The sequence below is a fragment of the Paenibacillus sp. ATY16 genome, from assembly GCF_003399985.2.
GTDB lineage: Bacteria > Bacillota > Bacilli > Paenibacillales > Paenibacillaceae > Pristimantibacillus > Pristimantibacillus glycanilyticus.
The window spans coordinates 264,631-280,953 of the sequence record NZ_NMOK02000014.1 but is presented as its reverse complement, the minus strand read 5'-3'; the positions used below and the strand labels follow the sequence as shown (position 1 = coordinate 280,953).

The window sequence follows — 16,323 nt, the reverse complement described above, 5'->3', positions numbered from 1 at the left end:
TCCCAAGGAAGCAGGCGTTTTTTTGCTGCCGCAAGCGGGATAAAACAGTAATTCGCAATAAGTACAGCACGCTTCTACAGTTATTCAAACAATGAACTCTACCCCGCCCGGTTCGGGTCATGGCATGCTGGACTCATCAAAGATTGGAGGAGATGCACTTGCCTAACATCCCGCCTGCCGGTCTACCAAGCAGCTACGAGCAGCCAGCAGCCCCTGTTCCCGTTAAACGCAAAAGCTGGCTTGCCAAAGAGCTCTGGCATATCCGGCGAAACCGCGAGCTGATCCTGCTTGCCCTCCCAGGCGTCTTATTCAAACTGGTCATTGCCTATTTGCCTATGGTCGGGCTAATCCTGGCCTTCAAATATTTCCGGTATGACCAAGGCATATTCGGCAGCAAATGGGTTGGCTTCGACAACTTCGAGTTTCTGTTCAAAGCGCAGGACGCCTTCCGCATTATACGCAATACGCTGCTGTACAACTTTACGTACATCCTGCTCACGATGGCGGTCTCGCTCCTCATGGCCCTTCTGCTTAACGAGCTGACCAGCAAGCTAATCAAGGTGTACCAGACGACCTTGTTCCTTCCTTATTTCATCTCCATGGTGCTGGTCGGCTATATCGGCAACGCTTTTCTCGACTTCCAGAACGGGTACTTGAACACGATCCTTGAATTGTTCGGCCAGAAGGGCCATAACTGGTACCTCGAGACAACGCCGTGGATCTTTATCCTTCCGCTTGTGGCCCTCTGGAAAGGAGTCGGCTTCTCCACGCTCGTCTACTTCGCCGGCATTACGGGAATCAGCACCGATTATTACGAAGCGGCCCGGCTGGACGGAGCCTCCCGCGTGCAGATGATGACCCGGATTACGCTGCCGCTTCTGAAGCCGCTCGTTATCATTTTGTTTATTTTAGGTCTCGGAAATATTTTCAGAGGAGATTTCGGGCTGCATTACTTTGTTCCGAATAACGTCGGGCCTAACTTCCCTACCACGGACATTATCGATACCTACGTCTACCGCGCCTTAACGAAGCTTGGGGACATCAACTCCGCCGCCGCGGTCGGATTCCTGCAATCCGTCGTTGGGCTTGTGACCGTCGTAACCGCGAACCTGATCGTCCGCCGCATTGACAAAGACAATGCGCTTTTCTGACCGAGGAGGCCTGCTTATCCATGAAAATCAAAATCGCCGATATCGTCATTAACCTGTATTTCCTGATTGTTTGTCTGCTTATTGCCATGCCTTTTGTTCTCGTTATCGCGATCTCGCTGAGCTCGGAGAACAGCCTGCATCAGTTCGGCTATCAATTCCTGCCCAAGGAATGGAGCCTTGAGGCTTACCGGATTGTGTTCGAGAAGCCCGAGCCTTTGCTTAGAGGGTACGGGGTGACGATTGCGATTACCGTCATTGGCACCGTGCTGTCGCTCTTCATGACCGCCTTGATGGCTTATCCGATCTCGCGCAGCGACTTCCGCTACCAGCGGCCACTTACGTTCTACGTCTTCTTCACGATGCTGTTCAACGGCGGACTTATTCCGTTCTATATTCTGATGACGCAATATTTGCATCTGAAAAACACGCTAGCCGCCCTGATCATTCCCGCCGTGATGAGCCCGTTCAACATCATGATTATGAAAGGCTTCCTCGACAAAATTTCGAGAGAAATCATCGAATCCGCGAAGGTGGACGGGGCAAAGGAATACCGGATTTTCTTCACCATCATTTTGCCGCTCTCCACGCCCGCCTTGGCCACGCTTGGCTTGTTCATTGCTTTCGGGTATTGGAACGAATGGTTTAACGCCCTGCTCTTCATCGACAACGACAAATACGTACCGCTTCAGCTGCTGCTCGTCCGGATCTTATCGCAAGCGGAGTTTCTGGCAAACTCTCCAATGGCCGAGGTGGCGGATAAGCTGAAATTTGCTCAGTTCCCTACGCTGACCGTTCGGATGGCGATGGCCATCGTGGCCAGCGGGCCGATGCTGGTGATCTTCCCCTTTTTCCAGAAGTATTTCGTCAAAGGGTTAACGGTTGGTTCTTTGAAGGGCTAAGCGCAGAGATTGTTAAGCTATTATCTGCTTATTCTTTTTAGGAGGTGATCCGCACTCTTTTGCGCGGCTTAAGCAGGTCTGCTTCACAAAGTGTAGTAATAATAAAACAGGAACGATAATTGGAGGGTTTACGGTGAACAACAACAAAAAAAGATTGTTCGCAACGCTGCTGTCCGTCATCTTATTGTGTGGCATTCTCGCAGCCTGTTCCAGCAACAATAACGGCAATAACAACAAAGCTCCAACGCCTTCGGCGGAACCGTCAACCGCGGCCAGCGATACGCCTGCCGAGTCAACGGAGCCGGCTCTGGACCCTGTTAAGCTTACGTTCCTTTATCCGGTAGCGGCCGATCCCGGTCCGGACCAAAAGCTCGTTAACGACGAGATTAACAAATACTTGAAGGAAAAGATCAACGCCACCGTCGAATTGAAACCGCTCACCTTCGACGAATACGAGCCAAAGCTGAACGCGATGCTCGCGGCGAACGAGAACTTTGACATTGCCTGGAGCTCCAAGGGCTGGCTTGGCAACTATCAGCCTTATATCGACCGCGGCGCTTATCATGAGATTACGGATGACATGATTGCCAAGTATGCTCCCGAAGCGCGCGCGAATATTCCGGATAAATTCTGGCCGGATATGCTTGCCGCCGACGGCAAGGTGTACGGCTTCCCGATCTATCAAGTAGCGGCGAAGCAAAAGAGCTTGATTATCCAGAAGCGTTTTATCGACAAATACAATCTTGACGTCTCCAGCATCCATACCTACAGCGATATCGAGCCGTTCCTGCAAACCTTGAAGGAAAACGAGCCGGATGTCGTGCCGCTTGGTCTCGCGCAAAACTCCAGAGGCATGTATATCGACCCAACCGTTGCAGGCACGGACGGCTCCCCTGTTTACTATAAAAAAGACGATTCGGCTTACACGCTATCGACGTTCCTGAACACGGCCAATGACCGTCTTCCATACTTCCAGAAGCTGCATGAATGGTACGAGAAGGGCTATATCAACCAGGACGCTCCCGTCCTCCAGAACATTAACGACTTGAAGGCAAAAGGCAACGTTGCGGTATCGATCGAGTTCACTTCAAAGCCGGGCGGCGAGATTGGCGAAAAAGCGATCAATGGCGGCAACGATGTCGTATATGTTCCAATCTCCGAGAGCTATTTCACGGGTATCGCAAGCGCCATGCATGTCATCAACAAAAACTCGAAAAATCCGGAACGCGCCCTTATGCTTATCAACCTATTGAATACGGATAAATACTTGTATAACCTGATCTGCAACGGGATTGAAGGCAAGCATTACAAAAAAGTCGACGACCAGTACATCGAGCCGATCGAAGGCTCCGGTTACGCGCCTAACGGCGACTGGGTATTCGGCAACCAATTTAACGCTTATCTGAAGCCGGGCATGGCTGCGGATACATGGCAGAAGACCATTGAGCTGAACGACAACGCCGTCGTTCTGGCGAGCAGCGGCTTTACGGTGAACGAGGAGAATTTCAAAGCGGAGGTTGCTAACATCAACGCGGTGAAGAACGAATACGAAACCGCGCTGGAGACCGGCGCCGTTGATCCTAACAAAGTGCTGCCGGAATATATCTCGAAGCTGAAAGCCTCCGGCGCGGAGAAGGTAGACGCGGAAGTGCAGAAGCAGTGGGATGCCTTCCTTGCGCAAAAAGGCCTGAAATAATAGAAACAGTCCCTCGGCATGCCGGGGGACTGTTTTTTGGGTCAGGCATGGTTGCCGAATCCTGTTTTGCGCTGTGCTGTGATTCTCTTTTAGCTGCAAAAGTTGTTTCTTACGGCTTCGACACGCTCTAGCGGAGCGCGCCATACTCCCGAAGCAGGCTCGCCACGTTCTCATGCCCCTGCTGAATAGCCAGCGACAACGGCGTGTCCCCGCCATCCGCCGAGGCGTTTATATCCGCTCCATGCTCCATTAACAGGCGAATCATCTCCAGATTGTCATCATGGAAAGCCGCCGAGTGCAGGCAGGTATGGCCATTGCTGTCCAGGATTGTTGGATTTGCCCCTTTTGCGAGCAGCAGCTTAATGACTTCGAGACTCCGTTCCCCCGCGATCGCCGCATGTAGGGCCGTATTCGAAGGAATAAACGAAATGCCGGAATGGGAGACGGCATTGACGTCCGCGCCTAACTCCAGCAATACACGAGCTACTTCCGCGTTGCCAAAATGCGCGGCATAGCCAAGCGGGGTAAGTCCGTCTCGATTCTCGGTATTGGCAAGCTGCGGATGGGCCTCAATCAGCTCTTGCGCTTTGGCTGCGTCGCCGCTCTGAGCCGCCTGGAACAGATCATTTATGTAAGATTGTAACTCCATTCGTATAACCTCCATCTGGAAGATAATGAGCCTATTTGAACTTCTCCCAAGAACCTTCCAATTCCTGCCTGATATTTGAGAAAGCCGGCCACTAAAGTGACCGGCCATTTCCCCTCACGACTTACGCATACCGGGCAATTGCCTGCTGGTACACATCCTTCGGACGGAGTCCGATATATTTGTCGACCGGCTCGCCGTTATGGAAGACGATAACCGTTGGCATCGACATCACGCCAAATTCGGAAGCAATCTCCGGCGATTCATCACAATCCACTTGAAGGATGGAGACACGCTCGCCTTCCTCCTGCTGAAGCTCATCCAGAATCGGCAGCAGCACCTTGCACGGCGGGCACCATGCGGCCCCGAACTCAACTAAAGTTGCTCCATTCGAGCGAACAGCCTGATGGAACGACTGCCCGTCTATTTTTCTAACGCTCATCTTCATTCCTCCGTTTCCTTCTGCTCTTCCAGAATCGACTGAATGCGGTCCTCCAGATTGCGTTTTATGCTGCTCAGGAGCTGAATCTGCGTCTCGATCTCCTCCAGCTTCTCGCGGTAGATCGGCAGCACCTCCTTGCAGAACGCCTCTTTGTTTTTCAAGACGCAGTGCAGGAAACCGGCGATTTGCTCCGTCGATAATCCAAGCTGGAGATACAGCTGAATCGTCCGTACCTGCTCCTCGGCAAGCGGCGAATATTCCCGGTACCCGTTCTCCAGCCGAATGGGAGTAAGCAGTCCCTGCTCCTCATAGTAACGAAGCGACCGCAGACTAACTCCCGTACGCGTCGCAAGCTCTCCGATTTTCATCCTTAACGCCTCCTGCATCGTCGATTCGAATCGATTATATACCCTCACACTAATGTGAGGGTCAAGATGAAACGGCTAAAGTAGACAAAAACCCTTCCTCGGTCGGAAGGGCTAGCTTCTATTATTGCTGGCGGTACGCCTGCGGGGTAACGCCGGTCATTTTCAGGAAAGCGCGGTGAAATTGGCTCGTGCTCGAGAAGCCGAGATCCACGCTGATCTGCCCGATCGTAGAATCGGAACGGCGCAGTCTGTTCATGGCCTCCGTAATGCGCAGCCGCAGCAAATATTGATATGGCGTCGTACCGGTTGCTTCGCGGAAGGAGCGGATAAAATGATAGCGGCTTTGAAGCGCGATTCCGGCAAGCTCCTCGATATTAATCGTATGGTCGTAGCAGTCATGGAGATAGGTCAACGCCCGCCGAATATGCGGATCGTTAATGCCCGGCGGCAGCAGCTCCTTCTGGCCAAGCTTAAGCATGCCGCCCAGATAGGCGAGCACATCCTGCTCCACCTCCTGCACCGCAATCGGATCGGCCAAAGCCTGCCCTTCCATCAGCGCCATCATCCATTGACGGAACCGGCCTATCATGTCTCCGGTATGGAATTCCTGCCGGATGTCCTGCCCAGCACCCGCCATGAAATGCGGCTGCAGGGATTCCATCCCGCCGTCTCCGCGTTCGCGGACTTTTATAATGATTACGGATGATTGCTCGCCCAGATAAAAATGATGTTCGGTCCCCGGCGGCTGGAGCAAGCCGTTGCCTTGCTTCAGCCCATAGCTCCGCTCTTCCTGCGTAAAGTGAACCGTGCCCTTGATCGGAAGCGTAACCTGCATCCAGTCCTCATGCTTATGGGGAACATTCTTGAAGCCATGGCTTCCTTGCCACAGCTCGATCCAGTTGGTCTCTGCTTTCATCTCCATGTCTCTTCACCTGCCATCATTATAGCAAAAGTTGCTCCATTTGCAGCACTTTTCGCAACGACCGTTTTCCGCCTCCCCCGCTATACTGAAAAAAATGAAAAGGGGGAACCGTTCCATGAATACGACCGCTGCTTTACAGGCGCAGCGCAATCCGGCGATCTGGATGCTGTTTGGCGTCAGCTTCGCCCATCTGCTGAATGACGCGATGCAGACTGCCGTGCCTTCCGCTTTTCCGCTGTTTCAATCCGAGATGCATCTGAGCTTCACCAAAATAGGCTGGGTAGCCTTTATGCTCAACATTACGGCATCCTTGCTCCAGCCGTTTATCGGATACGTATCAGACCGCAGGCCAATGCCCTTCCTGCTGCCGCTTGGCATGCTCTTCTCGCTGGCCGGCGTAGTTGGCTTCGCATATGCGGACAGCTTCTGGATGCTGCTCGTCTCTTCCGCCCTTATCGGGGTAGGCTCGTCCGTCCTGCATCCGGAATCCTCCCGGGTAGCCCGGATGGCAGCATCCGGCGGGAAAGGGATGGCGCAATCGGTATTCCAGGTCGGCGGCAACACCGGCCAGGCGCTGGCGCCGCTGCTGGTTGCTTTTCTGTTAATGCCGCATGGCCAAAAAGGCTTCCTGTGGTTTACGATTTTCGCCGTTGCCGGAATCGTCATACAACAAATCATCAGCCGCTGGTATGCCGGTCAATTAGCAGCTGCCTCATCGATTAAAAAAGCGGCTAACCGGATGCTGGATCAGCAATCGCCCCATTCCACGTTGTTCGTGACCGGCACGATGGCGCTCCTCATTATCCTGCTGTTCTCCAAGTTTGTGTATATTGCGGGCATGACCGGTTATTATTCGTTCTATTTCATCGATCATTACGGGTTGTCGTTCTCGCGCGCGCAAATTTGCTTGTTCGCTCTGCAATTCGCGGGCATGGTTGGCACGCTGCTTGGCGGACCGCTTGCCGACAAGTTCGGCCGCAAGACGATGATCTGGATTTCCATCGCCGGAACGGCGCCATTCTCGCTGCTGCTCCCTTACGCAAGCCCGGCAGTCGCCCTCGTGTTGTGCTGCGCGATTGGCCTGATTCTAATGTCCGGCTTCTCCGTTATCATCGTCTATGCGCAGGAGCTTATGCCAAGGCATATCGGCACCGTATCCGGTTTATTCTTCGGGCTCGCGTTCGGCATGGGCGGACTTGGCTCCGTTCTGCTCGGCTGGCTGACCGACGTGAAGGACGTTGCTTTTACGATCGAGCTGTGCTCCTTCCTCCCGCTGCTTGGACTTTGCGCGTTCTTCCTGCCGAAGGACTCGAAGCTGATGGGCAAGGGGTAGGTGAGGAGCTTCGCCAAGTTGATAGCTCCAGACCGAATAAGACCCTGTGAGGGTCTTATTTCGTTTATTGCCGCTCTGCTCGAATGCGATAAGACCCCGGCAGGGTCTTATTACTTGCTTTTTGTCCCTCAAGACACCAGTTCCCTGCACTACTAACAAAATAAGACCCTTGCGGGGACTTATTCGCTGCTTATCTACTCTACTAGAGCACAATAAGACCCCGCCAGGGTCTTATTCGCACTATCTATCTATCGTTCAAATCTCACCGGTGAACCAACGCAGGCCCCGTACTTTATTTATGTATCGTAACCTTTGTACCCGTAGGTACCGCATTATATAGCCACTCTACATCCTCATTCAGCATGCGGATGCAGCCCGCGCTTGCGTTCGTGCCGATGGATGAAGGGGCGTTGGTCCCGTGAATGCCGTACTTCGTTCCCAGGGTATTCGGGACGCTTAACCCCAGCCAGCGGCTGCCGAGCGGGTTCTTCGGATCCCCCCCGGGAATCCCTTTGGCGGAGTACCAAGGGTTCTCGATCTTTGTTAGAATCTCGAAAGTTCCGGTTGGCGTTAAACCCGCTTTTTTCCCGCTGGCGATATCGAATGTCTTCTTAATTGTCCCTCCGGATTTTACGTACAGCTTATTCTTCGTAATATCGATCTCTATGGAAAGCTTGGTCGAGGCCGTCGCAGCAGCAACCGTGCTGCCGGACTTCGCCGCCGCCATGTAATACGGATTAGGAATTTTCAGTTCTTGCCCCGCTTGAATGAGGCTTGTATCCGTGCCTACCCCGTTTGTCTGGGCAACCGCCTTCTGATAGTCCTGCGATTTGAAATATTTGACCGATAAGCCGTATAGGGTATCGCCCTTCACAACATGATGCCTGCCTTCACCCGACGGCAGCGGAATTCGAAGCGTCATTCCGATTTGCAGCTCGGTATTGGGATCGGTTATCCCGTTGTAGCTCATTAACGTGTCCATATAATGACCGCGGTTAAAATAACTTTTGGTAATCGAGAATAAAGTATCTCCAGGCAGTACCTCATAGTAGTCCAGAACAAGAGGGCTTTTCAGCTTGAGCACGGATCCGGCCTTCAAGGATACCTGCGGATTTAATCCGTTTACTTTCGCTACTTGCTCGTAATCGCCTGTAAGATAATATTTTTTCGAGATGCCAAACCACGTATCTCCCGGCTTAACGGTGTAAGGTACGGTAATGCCGGCAGCCTTCTCCGCCTCTGCCCCCAGATTCCCCGGATAACTCGCCAATGCCATCATAACCAAAATCATACAAAGGACCCACTTCGACAACCTGCTCAACGATGATCACACCTTCTGAAGGAATAATTGCGGCTCATCTGATTCGCTGTCATTCGTCGGGATTCCTTCTTATTCGGCAGCCTTCGGCAACAATTGGTGCGTACGTAGGAAACAAAAGCAAAAAGAACCGGCCGCTTCGGGTTCTTCCAGAACTACTATTTCCCAATGTGCCTAATAAACACAAGGATTCAAGAACTAGTCTTTATTTCATTCCCCAGCCAACTATACCTAGCATGACGGTTCGAATCGGCTCCATTCCCATGTTGATAAGCGCTACCGTTGTCCCAACGGCTACCCCCCGCCAATGGAGAACATAGCCCACCGCGATAACGGTACTCCAGGTCAGCAGAACCAGGTATACGGCAAAATCCTTGTACCATTTCTTGTGGATAAGCGGCTTTCCACCTGCAAACAACAGCACGATGTACGCCAGTACGATCACAATCGCGACGTATAACATAACTTACTTCTCCTTCTTTTCCGTCAAGTAATCAAAGGATTTGTTGCTTAATCCCATCCGAGCCATGCGGAACTTGACCTTCGGTTCTAGCGGAGCCTGCTTAAACACCCCGTCCCAATTCTTGCTCCATGCCTTCCACTGCTTCGGATATTTGCGATGGGTTTTCTCCGCCGCTCCGAATATGTCCGTATTTAACTGCTGCCCCTTCTTCCACGCCTCTTGCAGCAGAGAGCTAATCTGCGTTTGTCCTCCCTGTTCAAGCGACTGGATAATGCCGGGCTTATATAAGTCCTGCGCGCAAGTGGATTCCAGTAACGATCCGGTAACGTCGACCTCCGCCGTAAACGCGAGCTGATTGTTCTTCAGCTTAGGAGTAACCTTCGTGGAAGACTTCAAAATTTGAATGGTGTCATAGCCTTTCTTCCCTTTATCGTCTTCGCAAGGAACAACCACGTAGGATTGCTTCACGCTGTCCCGCAAATAGGATGCGCCTAGCGATTCCTTCCGGCTCATCCAGCCGATCATTTTATCATCCTTCATAACGGCGAGACGTCCCAGCTTCAGCTTGGAAGGAATGGAGGTGCTCCCGAACGAATCCAAGGAAGACGTATCCTCCGTTCCGGATACAAAAATCTCGGGAACAACGGCGCTCTTCGCATCCCCGGTCACTTCCATAGCCAGCTGATAGACCGGAATATTCGGCAATATAGAGGTGTTTTTCATCTCGGATAAAATAATTTCTTTCATACCCGCCCCCGAGATCGCCTGCAGCTGCATGAACTGCTCCAGAATCCTGCGCGCCGTGCCCGGTGTCGCAAGCACGCTTACGGTCTCCCTCGTGCCTGAATTACGGAAATACACGTCGATCAGCTCGTTTACGCCGTGCTGCAGCGCTTTTTCCCCAATTACGACAACGCGGTTATGCGCGAAAAACAGCTTGCGCGGGCTTTCCGAATAGCTATGCATAATCGCATCCCGGATGGTTTTTCCTTTCGTCGAATAAACAATGATTGGCGACTTTGGACCGCTGCCTCCCGATCCCCCCATTACCGAAGAGATTGCGGCAGGAATAACGACCTGGTAAGAAACAATCCAGCTGCTTCCGTCCCAATCGATGCCCGTTGCCGATGTGATGGCCACTTCGTTCAGCTCGATCCGGTTCCAGCAGCCGGTTGTCAGAGACGCAAACAGAAGAAGTAACACAGCACAGCAGATAGACTTAATCCGTAGTCTCATGGCTTCTGCATACCTCCTTGCCGCTTTCGTCTCCCACTCGTTACGAGAAGTCCCAACGCAATTAGAATAGGCAATACAATGTTGATAATGAGCAGCACCGGCATATTAACCATGGTTGCCATAAAGCTGCTTTCCATATTTTGCGGCCACTCGCCTGCTGACGTTACTATGGCCAGAATGCTGAGCCCGATCACCGTATGGCGCTCGCTGCGCAAACGAAGAGAATGAAAGATACAATGAACGGAGGCAAAAAGAAACAGCGCTAGTTTGACATACATAGTGAGGAACCAGACCGACACGGTAAAAACCTCGATACGCTCCAGAAATTCACCAACCTCGACGATGGCCATTACGTTAACGAAAGCGTAGGACATCAGCGGGACAAGCTGTTGCCCGAAAATGGTCAAGGCCAGCAATATGATAAGCACAAGCTGCGCGGAACCAAGGAGAGTACCGATTACGCTTGCCTTCATGCCGGATGCCGGATTTTTCATATACGGGCTTATCAGGAGCAGAATGGCAACCTCGGACATAAGACCAATGGGCGGAAAAGAAGCGATTGCCATTCTTAGCATGCTGGTATCGAACACCGGAATTAACCTCTCGAAGCCAATATCCGTATAAAGAACGAAGACAGATACAGGAATGACAACCAGAATCAAAATAAGTACTATAAAAGCCGATCGCGCAATTGCCTCAATTCCCTGCAAAACAATAAAAGCCGTAACGATCACCATCATGATCGTCAGCATATACAGCGGGGTAGCATCAAGAACGATATCGGATACAAAATCGGCAAACGCCCGGATAATGACGCAAAAGGTGTTGAAATAATAGATACCGATCAGCAATCCAACAGCCATGCCAATCGGTCTTCCAAAGCTGCTCTCCATCCATTCCACAAACAGCTGTCCTTTATTGGCATTGCAGATCATCGCGATTCCCAGAGCCATGATCATGCCGGCTATAGCCGCCATGATGCCTGAAATCCAAGCATCATGGTGAGCAATCGAGACCATTACGCTCGGTATGGCCAATACCAGCGTAGGCGTAATGGTACTTTGAATTAAGGCAACGGTCTGCAAGGTCGATATAGCCGGTTTCATGATTCTAGGCTCCTTCCTGATCAGGGCTGGGCTTCTGCCCCGCGCCTTCTCTTACTGTATTGTGGTCGCTTGCAATTTTTACCGGGCGTTTGCGCATCGCCCACCACGGCACGCGAATCAGAACATCCTTCAAATTGGAAGCTACAAAAGGCGAAAAGGGCATCATATACGGCTTGCCGAATGAGCGTAGTCCGCATAAATGGGCAAGCAGGATCATAAGCCCGGACATAATGCCAAACAGTCCGAAGGTACCTGCCAGAATCATTAAGACAAAGCGGATCAGCCGGGCGGCAATGCCCATATTGACAGCCGGAATTACGAAGCTGGCAATGGCCGTAAAAGACACCACAATTACCATGGCGGCGGATATAATCCCCGCCTGAACGGCTGCCTGTCCAAGCACGAGTGCTCCAACAATCGAGATGGCGGGCCCAATAATCCGCGGCATCCGGACGCCCGCTTCCCGTAAGATCTCGAAGGTAATCTCCATCAGGAACGCCTCGAGCAAAGCCGGGAACGGAATCCCTTCACGCTGGGCGGCCAGACTGATCAGCAGCGAGGTCGGCAGCATTTCCTGATGGAAGGTTGTGATAGCAATGTAGAGCGACGGCAGCAGCATCGATATAAAGAAGGAACCCATCCGAATAACACGCAGGAAGGTCGCAATATCGTAACGCTGGTAGTAATCCTCGCTCGATTGAAAGAACTTCACAAAGGTTACCGGTGCAATCAGGACAAACGGCGTTCCCGATACCATAATCACAACCTGGCCTTCCAGTAAAGCAGCGCTTGCGGCATCCGGGCGCTCGGTATTCTGCAGCAGCGGGAAAGGCGTAAATGCCCGGTCCTGAATAAACTCTTCGACGTACCCACTTTCCAGCACGCCGTCAATATCGATCTTATCTAACCGGCGGTGAACCTCCTTAACGATTTCCTCCTCCGCGATTCCCTCCATATAGACAACGGCTACATTGGTCCTTGTCTGACGCCCGATCATTTTGTAGTCAAACCGTATGTCCGGAGACTTGATAATTCTTCGGATTAGCGAGGTGTTGGTCCGCAGATTTTCGGTAAAGCCTTCCTTCGGCCCCCGAATCACCGTCTGGGTGCTTGGCTCCTCAACCGCCCGGCTTTTGCCTCCGGTTGTATCCATCACAATCGCCCGCAGGTTGCCATCCACCACAAGAATGGTGCTTCCTTCAAGTATGCTGTAGCCTGCTTGTTCGATCGTGCTGACTTCGCTAAGCTTGCCAATTGCGATGGACCGCTCGGTCAAATGATGATAGAGGCTGGACTCCTTGCCTCCCTCCTCATCCGTATGCGGATTATTGGCATCATCCAGAAGACTTAGCAGCAGCGTATTAATCGTTGTCCCTTCCACAATGCCGTCAATATAGAGAATCGCATACCGCGTATTGTCGAAAGATCGATGCTGAAGCGTACGGCATACGACGTCCTCCCCTCCGCCCAGGAAACGGTGCAGACGCTCAATATTGATATCCATATCCGGAAGCAGCACTTGCTCAGGCTGCCTGTCTTGCCCGGACGAAGAGGTCTGCTTGCCTGACTTAGATGAAGTCTTATCAATTAGCATGGTTGCTGTCCTCGCTAGATGGCTGGTTTTGACGCTTGCTGCGTGAGCGGACTCCGGATCGGAGAAGCATAACGATCAGCAGCAGGAGCGGAATGTACATCTGAAAGATGGGAAAATGATATTTGATATTTTGCTCGAAGCCGACGTTAACCTGGTGCATGTAGCTCTTAAACCAGAACGAGCCGAAAAATATGCCAATCCCGACCGGAATGGCCGCAATTCGAAGCGAAATGCGAAGCAAGTAGGCTAGGGCAAGCGATGCGCCAAGATAATAAGCCGTCAGCTTCACATATACCGCGGTGAAGAACAAGAGCGCGACAAACGGATCAAACCGCTCAAATACATCCCCGATTGTAACAAAGGTTGTGGCTTGCAGAAGCGGTACCGTACTCCACCCGGCTAACGAGCCTAGGCTCGCGATAATAATTACATTCATGACCGTAATAAACGCTCCGGCAAACAAATAGCTCTTCATGGTTACCCGCATTACCTGGCCAAAGCTGCTTTTGTCGATATAGCGCCAGAACATGAGAAATAGCACCATTTCGCCAAAAGGAAAGGAGATAATCTCCGGAATAGCGGCGTCCCAGACCGGCTTGAAGCCTTTTTCCAGCATCGGAAGAAGTCTTGCCAGATCAATAGTTCCTGTCATGATCAGCAGGAAATAGATTGCGACATAGATCAGAATAAGGAGCGGCAGCAGCACCTCCGCCATTCGGAAGAACACTCCCGGACCACCCATTACCGCATAACCGCCAATAATGCAAATGATGAGCATGATGACGGACAACGGCGTATCCGACAGCAAAAACATAATCGACAAATCCGCGAATTCGCGGACGTTGCGGGTGCATTTGTAGCAGAAATAAACGACATAGACGAGTCCAAAAACAAAGCCAATCACTTTGCCGAAATACAGCATGAATATTTCAATAAGGTTCCGGTCAGGCTCAAGCCTCTGAATCTGCAGCGTCACGAGACTGATGACCACAAAGCCGGCCAGCACCCCAACAGCCACCGATAACCACGCATCCCGCTCCGCCGTGCCGCCAAGCAGAAATAAAGAGGAGCTGCCGATTAAAAACAGAATGACCATCGTAGCCATCTGTCTCAACGTCACCATGACTAATCCCCTCCCGTCCGCGATGTGCCCAATTTTGCATTTCTTATCATGCCCGGCGGAATGGAAAATAATTCAGAACGAGGAAGCTGGAACCGGATAGGGAAATAAAAAAAGCTGTCCGGGTGGACAGCTTTTTTACTACTTTCGTTCGATAACCTCCGCTAGCGGATCCTTTGGCGGGATGTGGTTATGCTTGCGGAATGCGTAAACGCGGATGGCGATAATCTTGATAATCGCATAGACGGGAACTACGATGATCATCCCGAAAGCGCCGATAATGGAGCTTGCGCCAATAACAAGCAGCATGACGGTGAACGGATGAACGTTCATTTGCTTGCCGATGATCCGAGGTCCGATCAGGTTCGCTTCAATCTGGTTCGAGACAACAAGCACAACGCCAACCAGAAGCACCGTCATCGGAGAGACGGTAAGCGCAACAACAGCCGTCGGGATAAAGGCGATTAACGGCCCGATATAAGGGATGAAGTTCGTGATGGCGGCAATCAAGCCAAGCAACAACGGATAAGGCATATCGATAAGCAGGTAACCAACAAAGGTCAGCACGCCGATAAGGAGCGACGTGAGCACTTTGCTCAGGATAAACGAACCAATCGACGCATCGATCTCCTTGAGCGCCCCGCTTGCTTCCTTGTGGAAACGTTCCGGCAGCATCCGCAGGATATGGCCGGGCAGCTTGTCTCCCTCGCTCAGCAAGTAATAAATCATAAACGGAACGAGACCAAGCAGGAAGAAGAAGTTCATAATCACGTTAAAAATGCCGCGCACGCTGCCGATGACGGAATTAAGCAGTTCATCCAGCGATCCGGTCAGCTTGTTCGTCAGATTTTCCGTAGAAAGGGCATCCTTCTGCCCGATTTCCTTCAACCATTCATGCTGCTGCATGGATTCAAGCCATGTCTGGACGGAAGCGACGATCTGCGGAAAGTTGTCCACCAAATTAATGGACTGGTCCCGGATTGGAGGCCAGATCATCCAAAAGAACAAATAACAGATGCCAATCGCGCCTATGTAAACGAGCAAAATAGCGACCGCCTTGGGCAGCTTCATGGAAAGCAGCCTTACAAACGGCCGGAACAAATAATAGAACATGCCGGAGATCAAGAGCGGCACGAATAACGCGGCAAGCACCTTGCCGATCGGATTAAACACGAAATCTACTTTAGACGCCAGATAGGCGATCAATAAAACAACGATAATGCCGTAACCTATGCGAAACCACTTGCCTTGCGGCATACGGACAAAACTCCTTTTAACGATATTTTTTCCCTATTACTAGAATTAACGCAAAACGGGCGAAAATAAACATAGCAGATGCAATTATTCCTCCCAGATTCGCTGAATGCTAGGCTTATCCTCCGATGCGAAGGTAAGCTGAAACACATCGGGATTGGACATAGCTTCCCACTCTTTAAAGCCGATCCGATTGTCAAAATGCTTAAGCAGCAGAGAAATCAGATTTCCGTGCGAGACGATAACAATATTGTTCTTGCCGCTGCCCAGAGCTTCCGTAACGACGCATGCCGCGCGGCTCATTGCCGCGTTGCTGGACTCCCCTCCCTCGTAAAGCAAATCCAGATCTTCGTAGGTTAGTCGCAGCATCTCTCGCCAATCCGCATGATTGGCTCCGGACAGGACTCTCTCAGTTAAGCGGTCATCCGTAGCGATGTCCACACCAAGTCTGCCGGCGAGCGGTGCTATTGTTCTAAAAGCTCTTTCGAACGGACTTGATAGAATGACATCCACTTCCCTGCCGGAGAAAAAGTCAGCAAGCTCTTCGGCCTGCCGAACGCCCGCTTCCGTTAATGACGCATCCGGCTCCTGACCGGCAGCTTTGCAATGACGCACGACATACACTTGCTTCATGACGTTGCCTCCTCTCAAAAATACTTTATATGAAAATAATACCAAAATAAAAACCAGGAAGCTCTATGAACTTCCCGGTTGCCAGCACTCCAGCCCCACAACTCACCGGCAAAACAAAAAAGGCGGTCCCCAAGGAACCGCC

At 51.6% G+C, this 16,323-nt stretch carries 16 protein-coding genes; 4 read left to right on the top strand and 12 right to left on the bottom strand.

Annotated elements, in window-relative coordinates; all coding sequences use genetic code 11:
* Window positions 1–158 precede the first annotated feature (158 nt).
* The 3 genes from CFI03_RS08190 to CFI03_RS31300 all read left to right on the top strand — a co-directional run bounded on the left by CFI03_RS08190 (window position 159) and on the right by CFI03_RS31300 (window position 3,746).
* Window positions 159–1,151, top strand: a complete 993-nt coding sequence (locus tag CFI03_RS08190; protein ID WP_116394183.1) for an ABC transporter permease — start codon at window positions 159–161, stop codon at window positions 1,149–1,151.
* 20 nt (window positions 1,152–1,171) lie between these two features.
* Window positions 1,172–2,050 carry a carbohydrate ABC transporter permease gene (locus tag CFI03_RS08185; RefSeq protein WP_116394182.1) on the top strand — a complete coding sequence of 293 codons (879 nt, stop codon included), beginning with the start codon at window positions 1,172–1,174 and terminating at the stop codon, window positions 2,048–2,050.
* A gap of 133 nt (window positions 2,051–2,183) precedes the next feature.
* A complete protein-coding gene (locus tag CFI03_RS31300) occupies window positions 2,184–3,746 on the top strand; it encodes a DUF3502 domain-containing protein (protein WP_116394181.1) in 1,563 nt (520 codons plus the stop codon).
* Window positions 3,747–3,873: 127 nt separating this feature from the next.
* Here the strand turns inward: CFI03_RS31300 and CFI03_RS08175 are convergent, their stop codons facing one another.
* The 4 genes from CFI03_RS08175 to CFI03_RS08160 all read right to left on the bottom strand — a co-directional run bounded on the left by CFI03_RS08175 (window position 3,874) and on the right by CFI03_RS08160 (window position 6,124).
* The gene (locus CFI03_RS08175; protein ID WP_116394180.1) at window positions 3,874–4,395 is read right to left on the bottom strand and encodes an ankyrin repeat domain-containing protein; all 522 of its coding nucleotides are present in this window, start codon (window positions 4,393–4,395) and stop codon (window positions 3,874–3,876) included.
* 121 nt (window positions 4,396–4,516) lie between these two features.
* Entirely contained in the window at window positions 4,517–4,834 is a 318-nt protein-coding gene (locus tag CFI03_RS08170; protein WP_116394238.1) for a thioredoxin family protein, read from the bottom strand.
* Between the two features lie 2 nt (window positions 4,835–4,836).
* A complete protein-coding gene (locus CFI03_RS08165; protein WP_116394179.1) occupies window positions 4,837–5,202 on the bottom strand; it encodes a MerR family transcriptional regulator in 366 nt (121 codons plus the stop codon).
* Window positions 5,203–5,323: 121 nt separating this feature from the next.
* Entirely contained in the window at window positions 5,324–6,124 is an 801-nt protein-coding gene (locus CFI03_RS08160) for an AraC family transcriptional regulator (RefSeq protein WP_116394178.1), read from the bottom strand.
* Window positions 6,125–6,239: 115 nt separating this feature from the next.
* Here CFI03_RS08160 and CFI03_RS08155 point away from each other — a divergent pair, with 115 nt between their 5' ends.
* A complete protein-coding gene (locus CFI03_RS08155) occupies window positions 6,240–7,457 on the top strand; it encodes an MFS transporter (protein ID WP_116394177.1) in 1,218 nt (405 codons plus the stop codon).
* 292 nt (window positions 7,458–7,749) lie between these two features.
* Here the strand turns inward: CFI03_RS08155 and CFI03_RS08150 are convergent, their stop codons facing one another.
* The 8 genes from CFI03_RS08150 to CFI03_RS08115 form a co-directional block, all read right to left on the bottom strand.
* Window positions 7,750–8,748 (bottom strand): LysM peptidoglycan-binding domain-containing protein, encoded by a 999-nt coding sequence (locus CFI03_RS08150; RefSeq protein ID WP_116394176.1) that lies wholly within the window; start codon window positions 8,746–8,748, stop codon window positions 7,750–7,752.
* A gap of 232 nt (window positions 8,749–8,980) precedes the next feature.
* Entirely contained in the window at window positions 8,981–9,238 is a 258-nt protein-coding gene (locus tag CFI03_RS08145) for a hypothetical protein (protein WP_116394175.1), read from the bottom strand.
* Between the two features lie 3 nt (window positions 9,239–9,241).
* Entirely contained in the window at window positions 9,242–10,474 is a 1,233-nt protein-coding gene (locus tag CFI03_RS08140; protein WP_116394174.1) for a Ger(x)C family spore germination protein, read from the bottom strand.
* Window positions 10,471–11,580, bottom strand: a complete 1,110-nt coding sequence (locus CFI03_RS08135) for a GerAB/ArcD/ProY family transporter (RefSeq protein ID WP_116394173.1) — start codon at window positions 11,578–11,580, stop codon at window positions 10,471–10,473. The genes CFI03_RS08140 and CFI03_RS08135 overlap by 4 nt, the downstream gene beginning before the upstream one ends.
* A 4-nt stretch (window positions 11,581–11,584) precedes the next feature.
* Window positions 11,585–13,174 carry a spore germination protein gene (locus tag CFI03_RS08130; RefSeq protein WP_116394172.1) on the bottom strand — a complete coding sequence of 530 codons (1,590 nt, stop codon included), beginning with the start codon at window positions 13,172–13,174 and terminating at the stop codon, window positions 11,585–11,587.
* Entirely contained in the window at window positions 13,164–14,297 is a 1,134-nt protein-coding gene (locus CFI03_RS08125; protein WP_116394171.1) for a GerAB/ArcD/ProY family transporter, read from the bottom strand. The genes CFI03_RS08130 and CFI03_RS08125 overlap by 11 nt, the downstream gene beginning before the upstream one ends.
* A 138-nt stretch (window positions 14,298–14,435) precedes the next feature.
* Window positions 14,436–15,551 (bottom strand): AI-2E family transporter, encoded by a 1,116-nt coding sequence (locus tag CFI03_RS08120; RefSeq protein WP_116394170.1) that lies wholly within the window; start codon window positions 15,549–15,551, stop codon window positions 14,436–14,438.
* Window positions 15,552–15,635: 84 nt separating this feature from the next.
* Entirely contained in the window at window positions 15,636–16,181 is a 546-nt protein-coding gene (locus CFI03_RS08115; protein ID WP_116394169.1) for a histidine phosphatase family protein, read from the bottom strand.
* Window positions 16,182–16,323: the final 142 nt, after the last annotated feature.